This window comes from Streptosporangium sp. NPDC020072 (genome assembly GCF_040631445.1).
In the GTDB taxonomy this organism is placed as follows: Bacteria; Actinomycetota; Actinomycetes; order Streptosporangiales; family Streptosporangiaceae; genus Streptosporangium.
Genome location: NZ_JBEYAB010000009.1, coordinates 129,953 through 144,323 on the forward strand (window position 1 = coordinate 129,953; position 14,371 = coordinate 144,323).

General features: G+C 66.6%; 10 protein-coding genes. 6 read left to right on the plus strand and 4 right to left on the minus strand.

All coding sequences use genetic code 11. The annotated features are described in order from the left end of the window. Positions 1-420: 420 nt before the first annotated feature. Positions 421-996, minus strand: coding sequence for a helix-turn-helix transcriptional regulator (locus ABZ470_RS22650; RefSeq protein ID WP_362780192.1), 576 nt, complete (start codon positions 994-996; stop codon positions 421-423). 122 nt (positions 997-1,118) lie between these two features. On the opposite strand from ABZ470_RS22650, the gene ABZ470_RS22655 reads away from it, so the two are divergent. After that, positions 1,119-2,588, plus strand: a complete 1,470-nt coding sequence (locus ABZ470_RS22655; RefSeq protein WP_362913575.1) for an MFS transporter — start codon at positions 1,119-1,121, stop codon at positions 2,586-2,588. A gap of 513 nt (positions 2,589-3,101) precedes the next feature. Here ABZ470_RS22655 and ABZ470_RS22660 read toward each other — a convergent pair. Together ABZ470_RS22660 and ABZ470_RS22665 are read right to left on the minus strand one after the other, a co-directional pair. Continuing rightward, positions 3,102-3,371 (minus strand): hypothetical protein, encoded by a 270-nt coding sequence (locus ABZ470_RS22660; protein ID WP_362913577.1) that lies wholly within the window; start codon positions 3,369-3,371, stop codon positions 3,102-3,104. A 212-nt stretch (positions 3,372-3,583) separates the two neighbouring features. Beyond that, complete coding sequence (locus ABZ470_RS22665) at positions 3,584-6,670, minus strand: tetratricopeptide repeat protein (RefSeq protein ID WP_362913579.1); 3,087 nt, start codon at positions 6,668-6,670, stop codon at positions 3,584-3,586. A 319-nt stretch (positions 6,671-6,989) separates the two neighbouring features. Between ABZ470_RS22665 and ABZ470_RS22670 the strand changes: the two genes are divergently transcribed. The 3 genes from ABZ470_RS22670 to ABZ470_RS22680 are packed head-to-tail and all read left to right on the plus strand — an operon-like array spanning position 6,990 to position 9,618. Further along, complete coding sequence (locus ABZ470_RS22670; RefSeq protein ID WP_362913581.1) at positions 6,990-8,117, plus strand: hypothetical protein; 1,128 nt, start codon at positions 6,990-6,992, stop codon at positions 8,115-8,117. A gap of 11 nt (positions 8,118-8,128) precedes the next feature. Continuing rightward, a complete protein-coding gene (locus ABZ470_RS22675; RefSeq protein ID WP_362913583.1) occupies positions 8,129-8,689 on the plus strand; it encodes a hypothetical protein in 561 nt (186 codons plus the stop codon). Further along, a complete protein-coding gene (locus tag ABZ470_RS22680) occupies positions 8,686-9,618 on the plus strand; it encodes a carbohydrate kinase family protein (protein WP_362913585.1) in 933 nt (310 codons plus the stop codon). Before ABZ470_RS22675 ends, ABZ470_RS22680 begins: the two co-directional genes overlap by 4 nt. 76 nt (positions 9,619-9,694) lie before the next feature. Here ABZ470_RS22680 and ABZ470_RS22685 read toward each other — a convergent pair whose 3' ends face one another. Next, positions 9,695-11,821: a tetratricopeptide repeat protein gene (locus tag ABZ470_RS22685; protein ID WP_362913587.1), complete on the minus strand. Its 2,127-nt coding sequence runs from the start codon at positions 11,819-11,821 to the stop codon at positions 9,695-9,697. Between the two features lie 827 nt (positions 11,822-12,648). Between ABZ470_RS22685 and ABZ470_RS22690 the strand changes: the two genes are divergently transcribed. Beyond that, on the plus strand, positions 12,649-13,170 hold the full coding sequence (locus ABZ470_RS22690) for a SigE family RNA polymerase sigma factor (RefSeq protein ID WP_362913589.1): 522 nt from the start codon (positions 12,649-12,651) through the stop codon (positions 13,168-13,170). Next, positions 13,170-14,369: a hypothetical protein gene (locus tag ABZ470_RS22695; RefSeq protein ID WP_362913591.1), complete on the plus strand. Its 1,200-nt coding sequence runs from the start codon at positions 13,170-13,172 to the stop codon at positions 14,367-14,369. Before ABZ470_RS22690 ends, ABZ470_RS22695 begins: the two co-directional genes overlap by 1 nt. The last annotated feature ends 2 nt before the right edge of the window (positions 14,370-14,371 follow it).

The window sequence follows — 14,371 nt, forward strand, 5'->3', positions numbered from 1 at the left end:
ACGAACCTGACGCAAAGGGGCGATCGGCGAACGGCGTACCGCCATGCTGCGCCCTCTGGGACGGCACGGATACACCGTGCTTCACGCTGCGGGTGGCGAAGGCGTCCGGCGTGCCGCTGCTGCGCGCCTCCCGGGTGCGCGGCTGGATCACCGGGCAGCCGGAGACGCTGAGCACGGCGGAGGTCGCCGAGGTGAGCGCGACCGCCGATCGTGCAGACGAACGGTGCTCCGTGCCTCAGGTGCGGGCAGGTGGTCGGCGCCTCGGCCTCAAGCACCCGGGACGTGGGCCCGGCCACGATGGGGCGACCCTGCCGTACGTCTCGAAGAAGGCGCTCTTCCGTTCGGCGACGCCGAACTTCGGTATCGCCGCGCCGCCTTGGCGATTGCTTGTGCGGCTTGTGGACCGGCACTCGGAGAGAGTCAGTGGTCGACAGGATGGGCCCGTACGGTGGCCTTGTGGCCCTTCCTGCCGAAGATGTGGAGGATCTCGACGGAGTGGTCGCCGTTCGGGCCGAACCAATGCGGCTCGGACGTGTCGAACTCGGCGACCTCACCGGGACGAAGGATCAGCTCTCGCTCCCCGAGAACCAACAACAGTTCTCCCGCCAGGACGAACAGCCACTCGTAGCCGTCATGGGTGACAAGCCTGCGAGGGCAGGGCGCGATCACCTGTTTGAAGACCTTGAGGCGTCCCGGGTACTGGGTCAGCGGAATCAGGACGCTGCCCTCTCGGCGGCGCAGCGGGGTCAGGTGGACCCTCGGATCACCGGTCGCAGGGGCGGCGATGAGCTGGTCGAGCGCGACGCGGTGCGCCCGCGCGATCGGGATGAGCAGTTCGAGCGTCGGGCGCCGCTTGCCGGACTCGATTCTCGACAACCTGCTGACCGAGATACCGGTCGCCGCCGACAGCTCCTCCAGGGTCATGCCGCGATCGCGGCGCAGCGAGCGCAGTCGGGGCCCGATGGCGGCGAGCGTCTGCTCCAGTTCCGCATCCACCTTTCCAGTGTGTCGGGCGGTCGCGGCGGTCCGGTTGTTTTTTGCGATTTCCGCAAATTTTCTGGCCGGTCGGCTCCTGGTGCCCGGACAGTGGGTGGCCTGACACCCACCGAAGGAGCGACATGGACGAGGAACCCCGACCTCCCGGACGCTGGAAGGTACTGGCGGTCTGCTGCCTGAGCCTGTTCCTTGTCGGTCTGGACACGACGATCGTCAACATCGGCCTACCGGCGATCGGCGCGGGTCTGGATACCGATACCCGCGGCCTGGAATGGACAGTCGACGCCTACACACTCGTCCTGGCCAGCCTCTTGATCTCTTCGGGGGCACTGGCCGACCGCATCGGGCGCAGGCGGGTCTTCCGGCTCGGTCTTGTCGTGTTCGGCGCGGCGTCGGTGGCATGCGCGTTCGCCCCGACAATCGGCGTACTGGTCGCGGCACGGGTGGCGCAGGGCGTCGGCGGGTCGATGCTCAGCCCCGTGGCCCTCGCGATCGTCGTCAACGTGATCACTGACCCGAAGGAGCGGGCGCGGGCCATCGGCGTGTGGGCGGCCGTCTTCGGGGTGAGCATGGCGGCGGGTCCCGTCGTGGGCGGAGCGTTGGTGTCGGGGCTCGGCTGGAGGTCGATCTTCTGGATCAACCTGCCCGTGGTCGTCATGGCATTGGTGCTGACGGCCCTCTTCGTCCCCGAGTCGCGGGCGGAACGGCCACGTCGGCTCGACGTCCCGGGACAGGTGCTGCTGACCGTCGTGGTGGGTGGTTCCGTCGCCGTGCTGATCGAAGGCCCGCACATCGGGTGGACCTCACCCACCGTGATCGCCGGTTACCTCCTGGTCGCTGCCGGGACGGCCTCGCTCGGCCTGGTCGAGTCGCGAAGGACCGAGCCGCTGGTCGCCCCGGCCCTGTTCCGCAGGCCATCCTTCCTGGCCGCTGTGGTCGGCGCGGTGGCAGTGTTCGTAGCGCTCAGCGCGACCCTCCTGCTCACCACCCTCTACCTCCAGCACTCCCGCGGCCTGAGCCCCGTGGCCGCGGGCATCGTCACCCTCCCCATGGCCATCGCCGCGACCGTGTTCGCACCACTGTCCGGGCTACTGGTCGGCCGGTCAGGCCCACGCCTGCCCCTGCTGCTCGCCGGTGGCTTCATCGTCGCGGGCGGCCTGTCCCTCGTGGGCATCGGCGACCACACGAACCTGTGGTCGCTGTCCCTCGCTTACCTGCTCGTCGGTGCCGGGTTCGGCTTCGCCAACGCCCCCATCACCAACACGGCCGTCAGCGGCCTCCCTCCCGCCCGTGCGGGCGTCGCCGGAGGCATCACCTCCACCGCCCGCCAGCTCGGCTCGGCCCTGGGCGTCGCCGCGGCGGGCACCTTCATCGCCCATGTTTCGCCGGCGCACTTGGCGGAAGCCTCACGTCCCGGCTGGGCGCTCGTCACCGCCTGCGGCCTCCTTGTCCTCCTGACGACTCTCGCCACCCCCAAGCCGTTGTCGCCCTGGCTGGGCCTCCGCCCTCCAGATCATCGAGACCGCGGGGAAGGGAAGGCACTCCGAGAGAACGCGCAACGAAAGGGTCGAACAACGCCGCAAGACGCTTGACCTGTCTGCGGGGGACCGAGGTCCGCATGTATGCCTCGGCCTGGAGGCGACCGCCGATCACCTCTGGATGGAAGGAAGGGATTTTGGCGCGTGCCAGGGGCTCGTTTTCCGGACGAGGTCCTGGAAACGATCACGCTGCCGGTGAGCGAGGTCGTCACAAAACGCGATCGTTCACGGTGACCCGGGTCGCGGACGGAGTGATCACGGTTGGTGTCGGGCTCGGGGCCGGCCTGGTTCACGTCGAAGTGGTCGACGAAGGTTCGACGGCCGGCGTTCCTGTGATGCGGTCCGCCGACGAAGACCGCCTCAGCGGGAGGGGCCTCAGCTGGGTGAACTCGATGTCCCGGCGATGGGGAACGGAGCACGTCCGGCAGACGGGATGCGCGGTCTGGTTCCAGGTCGCTTCTGGCTGACTTCATGGATCGGCACGGCGGTGCCCGTTCCCAACGCCGCCGCAGAATGTGTACGGCTCGCGCATGAAAAAGGGGGAGGCAATTCCGCCTCCCCCTTTATTTAGATCACCTTATCGGTGATGGTATAGGGAACTTCTTTGGCGTCTGAGCCGTACCGCATGAAGCCTGTCTCGTCGACAAGGGGAGCTTCTTTGGCGTCTGAGCCGTACCGCATGAAGCCTGTCTTGTAGACAAGGGGAGCTTCTGTGACGTCCGAGCTGTAGTACATGGAGCTTGCATTGATGACAATGGAAGCTTCTGTGGTGCTCGGGCTGTGGTTCATAGGGCCCATAGCAGTGACAACAATAAACGTTGCCAAGCTTATGATCACTTACCGTCCTTAGATTATGTGAATAGAGTTTTACTCACCTCTTCTCATATCCTACCCCGATGGTCTTGAGGGAATGACAGGATTTGGATCCAAACGATTCGTTGCCATGTATGCCTGGGTGAGACTTGGGCGCCCAGGTGGGGAGGGTATGTTAGGTTCTGCGGTGCATGAATGGTGCATAGGTTGATTGTGGCTTTTGGGTGTTTCGTGCTTTAGTGAGACTGAACAGAGGTCTCCTGCTGGTTGAGTCGCGCCCGAAGTGGTCCGGCTTCGACGACCCCTAGGCGTTCGTAGAGGCCAAGGGCGTGTCGCCAGTGCTCCTTCGAGCGCTCCTGCTCGCCTGTCTGGGCGAACGCGGTGCCCAGCTCGTCGAGGGCACATGCCTCTTCGTAGACGTCGCCGATCTGCTGCGCCAGTTCGAGTGATTTCTTGTAGAAGAAAATCGCTGTTTCGTTCCTGCTCGCCTTGAGGTGGGTTGTGCCGATTCCGCGAAGGGCTATGCAGTGTTGGTGCTGATTTGCTGTCTCAATTGATATGCTCATGGCCGTCTGATATTGGGCGAGCGCCTTGCTGTTCTTTCCCAGCCGCATGTAATAGCTGCCGATGTTGTTCAGAACTTCTGCCTCGTACCAGCGGTCACCGATTCTTCGGTGCCCCTCCAGGGATTTTTGGTAATACTCAAATGCCTCGACATAGCGGCCCATGTACTGGTAGACGTAGGCCAGATTGTTGAGTCGGATGGCCGCGTTCCGCGGGTCCAGGTTCGGGTTGAGGGAGGCCGCCTTTTCATAGTGGCGCAGCGCCTCCTCGTAGTGGCCGAATCGCACCTCGACGTAACCGATATTGTTCATTGTGACCTGCTGGCCACGTAAGTCATGGTCTTCCTGGTACATGCCGAATGCTTCCCACATGCGTTCGGCGGCACGAGGGTAGTCGCCTCTATGCCAATGAATGACCGCGATGTTGTTGAGAGTGTTCGCCTGTCCGTTACGATCCCCGACTGTTCTGCGAATCTGGAGCGCCTGCTCGAAGTAGCCGAAGGCGACGTCGTATTCGGAGCGCTGCCAGTGCACCACGCCGCTCTGGTCGAGAAGTTCGCCGATCGCTCGTTGATTTCCGGCGGCTCTCTGGATTTCCATAGCCTCGGCCACGTGGAGAAGCGCCTCGTCGTATTGGCCGGTCTGGCATTGGGCCATACCAAGATCGGCCAGCGCGTAGGCCAGTCCTGAACGGTCGTTCAGCTCTCGGTAGATCGTCGTAGCCCGCTCGTGGAGGGCGGCGCCTTCGGCCCAACGGCTCAACAGGTCCAAATGGCGGCTGAGCACGTGTGCGAGCAGTGCCGCGTGTTTCGCCCATCCGTGGTGGACGATAAGGACCAGGTTGTCCAGCTCGGCTTCCATCCAGGTGGAGGCCTGGTCGGCGCTGTCGAATTCGACCACTCTGGGCGACGAGCCAGGAACCTCGATCGGGTCGCGGGCGCGGTAGGGGTAGAGGAGTCGGTCCGCCGCGTCCGCTGTGAGGAGGTAGTGGTCGAAGGCTCGGCCGAGGACTTCGGTGCGGGACGCCTCCGGTTCGCGGTCCGACAGCAGAAGGGCGTACTCACGGATGAGATCGTGGAATCGGTAACGGCCCTTGCGGGGTTCGTCGATCAGATGGTGATCGACGAATTCGTCGAGGATCTCCTCGGTCTCGGCGAGGCTCGTGTCCAACAGCGCCGACGCACTCTCGGGGGTGAGGTCCGCGCCGGGGTGCAGGCCGAGCCGCCAGAACGCCTGCTTCAGGCGTTCGTCAAGAGCGTGAAAGGACAGTTCGAAGGCAGCGGTGATCTCGCGGTTCCCAGCCTTGATGGCTGGAAGTCTTCGTCGAGTCCTGCTGAGCAGTTCCGCGATGTCGGCCGCGTCCCAGGCGGCCCTGTTCTTGAGCCGACTGCCGACCAGTTGAATCGCCAGGGGAAGGTGACCGCAGAGCCGTACGACCGAGGCGACTCCTTCTTCCTGGAAGGAACGCCCTGGACCGGCGACGCGACGCAGGAGTACGGCGCCATCCTCGGGCGGCAGGACGTTCAGTGAAAGGGAGTGGACGTCGTCGAGTCCGGCAAGCCGCCGCCTGCTGGTGATCACGACGAGGCTGCCGGGCGTCCCAGGAAGAAGGTCGCTGATCTGGTCGTGCCGGGCGGCGTTGTCGAGGAGGATGAGCACCTTGCGGCGGGCCAACTCGGCCCGCCACATCGCGGCCCGGCCGTCCAGACCGTTCGGCACGAGCTTGCCGGGAATGCCGAGATCTCGCAGGAGCCGGTCAAGGGCGGTCGCCGGGTCCATCGCGTCGTTCTGGGCGTCGTGGCCGTGCAGGTCGAGGTAGAGCTGCCCGTCCGGATAGTCACTCGTGAGCCGGTGCGCCAGATGTACGGCCAGTGCCGTCTTACCGACCCCTGCCATGCCGTCGATCGCCAGCACGGTGACCGTGTCCCGCCGGGCCTGGAAACCGACGAGTTGGTCCAGCTCCGCGGTGCGGCCGGTGAAGGTCTGCTTGTCCCGGGGCAGGGTGTTCGGAGCAGCCTCTTTTCTGGGCGCGGGCAATAATGTGGGGTCGTTCTTGAGGACGCGCAGATGCAGTTCCTGTAACGCCGGGTTGGGTTCCGTGCCGAGTTCACGGAGTTCCTGGCGCGCCCGGTTGTAGGCGTTGAGCGCCTCCGTCGGCCTTCCTTCGTGGCAGAGCCTCCGCATGTGAAGCTCCACGAGCTTCTCGCGGAACGGAAATTTGTTGACCAGCTCAACGAGTTCCGCACTGTCTTCGGGTTTTTGGCCGTGCTGAATTTCGAGTTCGATGCGTTCGATCCTGCTGTCGAGCACTTCTCCTTCGATTTTCTCCCGGGTTTGTTCGGCCCATGATCCCGTCAGGCCCGTCAGTGCCTCTCCCCGGTGGAGCGCGTCCGCCTCGCGGTAGAGGTGCAGCGCCTGTTCGGTCGTCTCGCTTTCCCTGGCCTGTGCGCGGAGTCTCAGGAACCGGTGGTAGTCGATGTTCTCCGGGTCGGTCTCAAGGAGGTAGGCCCCGGCATGTCGCCGCAGGTGAACGGTGCCGTTGAGGGAGCCTCTCAGCCGGGCGACGTGGCTGTACAGGCTGTCTCTGGCCTTGGGGGGCGGGTCGTCACCCCACACCTTGTGGACGAGCGACTCCACGGTTACCGGTCGTCCCGGAGTCATGAGGAGGATGGCCAAAACGAGACGTGTTTTGGCCTGTCCCAGGTCGTGGCGTTGCCCGCTGGACCATAACTCGACTGGACCGAGAATACGGAATTCCATTCGAGCCCCTTTTCCTAGGGCGTCAGCATCTACGTGAGATTTTTTCATCGAAATTGGAGCGGATCCAGGGCCGTGATGTCACTTCTGTATCTCACGTCATTCACAGCGAGGTCCTATGAGACGGCGCAGGGTTCCGACAAGGAGACCGCAAGGGGTTCCGCAAGGTTCGGGGGTGACGCTCCGGTTAGTGGGCTTTGCCCACTGCCGAAGGCCGGACGAATCCAAGAGGTGGGGCAGGAGAATGGTCGAATGGAACAGGGTGGCAGTTGGGCTCGATTCCCGTCGATGGGCGACGCGCAGAGTCCACAAGACGGTCCTGGTGGCCGTCCACACCGTGACCGCGGGGCAGCGGCTGCTGGACACGGCCCGTCTGCTGGAGTCGAACCTGGGGATCCAGGTCGTCTTCACCAAGGCTCCGGACATCTTCAACGCCGGGGTCGATGAGTTCATCAGCGGCCTGGGGGGCGCCTCCCTCCCCTGGGCGCAGGTCCCACACCAGGTGTTCGACCTCGCCCTGGCCGCGAGCCTTGGATCGATCCACGAGATCCACGCGCCGCTGGCCGTCATGCCGCACGGTGCGGGTTTCAACAAGCTGGTGCCCGCCAGGGACGGGGCCAGGGCGGAGGACCGCGCGCCGTACGGACTCGACGCTCAGCGGTTGATGCGCGACGGCGCCGTGCTGCCCGCGGCGATCATCCTGCCGCACGAGATCGAACTCGGGCGGCTGGCCCGCACGTGCCCGCAGGCGCTTCCCGTCGCGGCGGTCGTCGGCGACTCCTCCCACGACCTGCTGGTGGCCAGCCTGCCGCACCGCGACCTCTACCGGCAGGCGCTGAAGGTCGGTCCGGGTCAGAAGCTGGTCGTGGTCACCTCGACCTGGGGGCAGCAGTCGCTGTTCGGCAGGCACTCCGACCTGCTGCCGCGCCTGCTGGCCGAACTGCCGCGCGAGGAGTTCCGCGTCGCGGTGCTCTTCCACCCCAACGTCTGGTTCGGGCACGGCATCTGGCAGGTGCGGGCCTGGCTCGCCGACGAGCTGAGGAACGGGCTGAGCCTGATCCCGCCCGACGTCGACTGGCGCGCGGTCCTGGCCGCCGCCGACTGGATCATCGGCGACCACGGCTCGGTCACCCTGTACGGCGCCGTCACCGGTAAGCCCGTCATGCTGGCCGGGTTCCCGAACGCGGACGTCGACCCGGCCTCCGGTCTCGCCAAGCTGGCGGACGTCGCCCCCCGGGTCTCCCGGCGTGGTTCGCTGCGTGCCCAGCTCGACCGGGCGGCCAAGGAGATGCGGCCCGACCGCTACCAGGCGGTCACCGAGCTGATCACCTCGGAGCCGGGCCGTTTCGACCAGAACATGCGCCGTCTCATCTACCGCTTACTGGGCTTACGACGGCCCGAGCACGTCCACGTGACCCCGGCGGTGCCGGCTCCCCGGCTCGCCGCGTGAGGAGAACGGCCATGACCAACAGGTTCGTCACAGCCCAGCTGTTCAGGGTGGGGCACCTGCCCACGGTCGAACGGCGCGGCGTTGCCATACCGCGCCAGGGGACATCGGCACTCATGGTGACGTCGGTCCGTGAGACCCACGTCATGCTCCTCACCCCCGGCCGAGGAACCCTCAGGCGCGGCACGCCCCGAGGCACCAGGATCTTCGACGGCACGCACGTTGTGGCCCGTCTCGACGAGCGGGCGGACCGGGACTGGTACGAGGTGGCCGACGTGCTCGTGACCCCGCAGCCGGGAGGCGAGATCCTCGGCCGCTACCCGGGTTGCGAGGTCACGGTCGGCGCGCGTCCGCCCGGCTGCCTGGCCGCGCTGCGCGACGGACGGCTCGTCACGATCGCAGGAAGCGCGCGTCCCGCGCTCTGCGGCTCCTTCCTGTACGGCTGGCGCGCCGCCGGGATGCCGCTCGACGCCCTGACCACGGACTCGGTGTTCTTCGGCCGGTACGTGGGACGGATCGAAGCACTTGAGACGACCGGACGGGCGTGTGTCCGTACGGGAGAGGAGGCGGCGTGACACGCCGGATCGTGGTCGCGGGCGCGGTCAGTCTCTACATGTCGGTGGGGGTGACGGAGTTCCCGGTACGGTACGCCTCCACCTCATCTCCCCGGTGGATCGCCACCGGGGTCTCCGGGGCGGCCGGGCACATCGCGCAGATCCTCAGAACCCTGGGGGACGACGTCCGCCTGTGCACCGTCCTTGGCCGTGACCTGCCCGGCCTCGGCATAGCGGCCGAACTCGGCAGGAACGGCCTGCTCGGCCCCGGGATCGTCGAGGGGGCCGAGTCGTCGGTGGGGGTGGCGCTCGTCGGTCCGGACGGCCGCCGGATGGGGCTTCCCCATCTGACGCCGGTGAACACCGTCCCCTATCCCGTGAACCTGCTTGCGGCGAATGCCCACGGCGCCGACCTGCTGGTCCTGACGAACACGAAATTCGTCCGTGAGCTGGTCGAACCCGCCTCCCGGCTCGGCGTCCCCATCGCTGTGGATCTCCACCTCGTCTCCGACCTCGACGGGGAGTACAACCGGCCGTGGCTCGACGCGGCGACGGTCGTCTTCTGCAGTGACGAACGGCTGCCCGACCCGCCCGAGGTGTGGGTGCGGCGGTTGTTCGCCCGCTACCCGCGCTGCCGGTTGGCGGGGGTCGGTCTGGGCGCCCGGGGGGCGCTGCTGGCCACCAGGGAGGGAACGCTCGTCCGGGTGGAGGCGGTCACGCCTCGTGGAGTCGTCAACACCACCGGGGCGGGCGACGCACTGTTCGCCACGTTCCTGCACTTCTGGTGTGAGGCGGAGGATCCGGTTCGGGCATTACGGCTGGCGGTGGTGCACGCGGGCTGGAAGGTCGGTGCTCCAGCGTCGGTCACCGCGTCACTGACCCTCGACGAACTGTCAGCCCTTGACGCCGCCCACACGCCCAACGCTGTCGTCGGACGCTGGGACAGCTGAACTCGTCGCGCGCCGTAGCGTTGCCTGTCTGGGCATCGGTACGGCGCGCTCTGTCTGGGCGGTTGACGTGGCGTGGTCACCTGGCCAGCCGGGACAGACGTTCCTGTAACTGTCTGCTCCGGCTGCCGCTCTGTGCCAGGACGCGCTGGGCCTCCTCGTAGAGGGTCCGCGCGTCCTGTTCACGGTGCTCCCGCAGGGCGAGGTCACCCAACGCCTGAAGGGCCTGCGCCTGGCCGATCGCCGAACCGATCCTCTTCATCTCCTCCAACTCCCGCTCGACCAGGGCCGTCCCAATCTCTCCTCCCCTGGCACTGCCGAGAAGAATGCGTGCTCTGGCCCGGTTGTGTGGGTCGTCCACCTCGGCAAGCAGGCCCTCGGCCTCCGCGAGGTGGTCAACGGCCTCGGCTGTCTTCCCCAGTTCGATCAGTGCCTCACTGAGGTCGCAGAGGAGAAGCGCGACCTTGCGCGACTCCTTCGCCGCTCGGTACTGGCTCAGTGACTCCTGGAGCAGTACGACGGCCTCCTCGATATGGCCTCGGTCCAGCTCGATCAGTCCCAGCCTGCGTGTACTGCCGGATATGCGATACCGGTTCTCCTCCCGGCGCCAGATCTCCAGCGCCGCATGGAAGTCGGCCGCGGCTTCGTCGAGTTCACCGAGGGCGCGGTGTGCCAGCCCGGTCCGGTTCAGCATCTTGGCCTCGGCCTCGGCGTCCGCGCAGGCCCGCGCCGCCTCAAGGCCCATCCTGTCGATCTCAAGGCGTTCGTCATGGCGGCCGCGGTAGAGGAACAGCGGCCACAGCGCGTCCACCAACTGCCATGCCGTGGGGAAAAGCCGCTGCTCCATGGCGACCTGGATGGCCGCCCTGAGGTTGGGGAGTTCGTCGTCGAGCCAGTCGAGCGCCTGTGCTCGATCAGCGAAGGTGAGAGGTTCGGCGGGCTCGTTGACGACCGCGTCGAAGTTGACCTTGCGGTAGGGCATGACCAGTCGGTTCACGGTCGTGGCGGTGGACAGGAACCAGTCGACCGCCCGGTGCACGGTCCGCGCGCGGACCTCCTCGGACTCGTCCCGTTCGGCCATCTCCCGGGCGTGCAGCCGAATCAGGTCGTGGAAGCGGTAGTGGCCGCCGGGCGCGTCGTCGAGCAGGTTGGCATCGATCAGGATCTCCAGCAGTTCCCGCACGTGGGCACGCGGCATCGCGACCGTCGCGGCGGCCGACCAGCTGTCGAAGGTGGTGCCGGGGAAGAGGCCGAGCCGCCGGTAGATCCGCCTGATGTCGTCGGAGGAGAGCCCGTTGTAGGAAAGCGCCAATGCCGCCTGGACCTTCGTCTCGTCCTCGTCGCCGATCGACAACTCCGCCAACCTCCGTCGTTCGTGGGTAAGGGCCTGCACCATCTCGGACAGGGGCCAGCGAGGCCTGGTGGCAAGCCGGGCGGCGGCGACGCACAGGGCGAGCGGCAGCCGGGCGCACAACTCGACCAGCCGTTCGGCGGACTCCTGCTCGGCGCGTATCCGCTCGCCGCCGACGGTGCGTCCGAGGAGTTCGATCGAGGACCTCGGGCTGAGCTGCTCAAGCTGTACGGCTCGGGCGCCGCGCATCAGCAACCCCGCCAGGCGCCAACGACTGGTGACGATCGTGACGCTCTCCGCCGAGGCGGGCAGCAGGGGGGTCACCTGTGCGACCGATATGGCGTTGTCCAGCATGACCACCAGGCGGCGTCCGCTCACCAGCGACTGGTAGAGCGCGGAACGTTCCGCCAGTCCGGCGGGGACGCGCTTGGGTTCGACGCCGAACGCGCGGATGAACCACCCCAGCACCTCGGTCGGCTGGATGGGTTTGTCGGTCGCGTGTCCCCGCAGGTCGGCGAAGAGCCCGCCGTCGGGGAAGGAGTCGTGTTCCCGGTGCGACCAGTGCAACGCCATCGCTGTCTTGCCGACGCCCGCCGGGCCGCTGACCACCGCGACCTTGGGAGCCCCTGTTCCGCCGGAGCCGGAACGGATGTCGTCCAGCAGGGCGAGCTCGTCATGGCGATTCACGATGGGATGCCCGGCCGGGAGCTGGTTGGGCTTGAGCAGCGGGGCCTCAGGGGAGGCGGTCTGGTGCAGATGGATTCCGCCGTGAACGTCACGGGCCTGGAGGGCCGGCCCGAACACGGTCCCGCCCAGCTCGTTGGAGTGTCCCTGGTCTCTGAGGTCCTCACCCATCGCCCTACTCGCGTCGTGAGCGATAATTCATGCTCCTGGGATTTTTGACTGCGGTTATATCTCTTTGCGGTTGGGGAAATCTGGCCGGAACTTCCATTTTTATCGTTGCTCTTGAATTCGTCAAGCGGTCGAGATGGTTATTTCATTGGCCTATCCAGGATTATTATGGTGATGGCTTGCCGGGTGATGCTGAGTGTGGTGGTTGTTCCGGGCCTTCCGTGTACATAGGGTCACCGTATGGCTAATGGGGAACGCGTCGTAAATCCACTGCCCGCTCTCTGGAGAGACGCTCTGGCCCGCTCCGGATGGCGCTCCGCCCCAGCCGTGTCCTGGAGCTTCGACTTCGGCGATCGATTCGGGGGCGGAGTTGTACGGATCGCTTCGACGACTTGGGGAACTCCAGGGAAAAGGGAAGTGGGCAAATACGGTCACCTTGTTCGCGGACGGTTCGTTCGACGTGAAAGGGCCAACGCCCGAGTTCCCGCAAGGGGAAACGTCGGAGGGCGGCTGCTCCCGGTACGAACTGTGAGAGACGCACCATAAAGTCGTGATGTTTCACACTCGAACGTAGGTCCGAAGATTCGGATCGCGGCCCCCGACGGTGAAACCGCCATGTTGGCTGCGGACGGTGAAGAACACGGAGGCAGGCGGCTCCACAGCTCGGGCTGCGAGCCATGGGGCACCGGCCGACCGGGACAGGCCTGTCATACAGATTCCTGCCGACGCCGACAGGTCACGCGTGATCCGCATGGATTTCGCCGTGGATGCAACAGTTTGGGGGGTGTTCTCATCTGGGTGGTGATGAGGACGACGGGAGGCGAAGGTAATTGGAAGCGGATCCACGGTTCGCGGAGTTCGTCGCCGAGCGGGGGGACGCGCTGTTGCGCTATGGCTACGTGCTGGCCGGGAACCCACACGACGCGGCGGATCTGGTGCAGGAGGCGTTGCTGAAGCTCCGCGCCGCCTGGCCGCGCCTCCTGACGAAGGAGAATCCGGAGAGTTACGTGCGCACCATCATGGCCAGGCTGCACGTCGCCGTCTGGCGGCTGCGGCGCCGTGAGGTGCTCAGCTGGGAGCCGCCCGAGCACGGGTACCACGACAGGCTGCCCGACGGTGGGGAGCAGGCGATGTGGGAGGCGCTGGCCGTACTGCCGCGCAGGCAGCGGGTGGTGCTGGTGCTGCGGTACTACGAGGGGCTCGACGACGCGGAGATCGCGGCGGCCCTGGGGATCTCCCGGGGGACCGTACGGAGCCAGGCGTCACGGGCGTTGGACAAGCTTCGCTCCGCCATGCGGACGGAAAGCCACGAAATTTCGGGAAATATCGGCGCAGTGCAGAGGGAGTGGTGATGAACGATTTCGAAAGGAGCCTGCAGGAGACCCTGGGGCACGCGGCGGGAAACGCACCCCGGCTGGCCGGTACGGCGGCGGCCCGGCTGGAGACCGGGTACCGACGGCGCAGGCGGCGGCTGCAGGCGGCACTCGCGACGGCGGCCGTGGTCGCGGTCGCGGGAGGAGGCGTGGTCGGGCTGCGCGTGAGCGGTGACACGGGGGCCTCGTCGGCCAGCGCCACGGGCGGGAGGTCGTCCCAGGTGATGACCTCAACGAAGATCGAGGCCAAGCCGATCGAGCAGGTGTGGCCGCAGGCCGTGGTGAAGCTGCCGCTGAAGGCGCCGAACGGCCGGGACCTGCGACCGATCACCCTGATCGACGACCAGACGCTGCTGGTCGCGGCGGACCGCGACTTCGAGCGGCCGGAGACGATCTACGCCTACCCCCTGGCCGGCGGGGAGCCGCGGAAGATCGCGGACGTGCCCGAGCCTCAGGGGGTGGTGCGGTTCTCCGGCGGCTTCAGCGTCGGCGACGGTCAAGTGGCCTGGTGGAACACGACGAAGGGCAAGACCCACATCTGGGCCGCGTCGTTGGACGGTGCGGGGGCCCGTCCCGTGGCCGACCAGGACATGGAGGGGTTCGACGGCTTCGGCGTGGCGAACGGCAAGGTTGTGTTCTCCCCGGTGAACGGCGGGGTGTTCACTGTTCCCCTGACCGGGGGGAAGGCGACGCGGATTCCGGCCGGAGACAAGCAGCACCTGCTGTCGTGGCCGTGGGCCGGTTCGCCGGGCATCGGCGGCGGGCGCGACAAGCCCCTCTTCACCCGGCTGGTCAACCTGGAGACCGGAAAGGTCGACTCGGCCGCCGTCGACGGGAAGGACCGGGTGTACGCCTGCGGGGTGCGCTCCTGCATCGGCGTGACGGCTGACGAGGAGGGCTTCGTCCGGTTGCGTGACGGCTCACAGCAGAAGGACGTGCCCCTCGGTTACCAGATCCCCGAGCCGCCAAGGCAGGACCGTTTCCATCTGTGCAACATCAAGGAGGACGAGCAGGCGCTCGGGCTCTTCGACGTGAGCACCGGCACGATCGTCGACCTGGGCCTGCGCACGGCGGAGGTGGAGAATGGCGAGTTCCCCGTCACCGACCCGACGGGCCGGATCATGTCCTACCGGCTCAAGGGCGAACTCCACGTGGTCGTCCTGTCCAGGATTCCGTGACC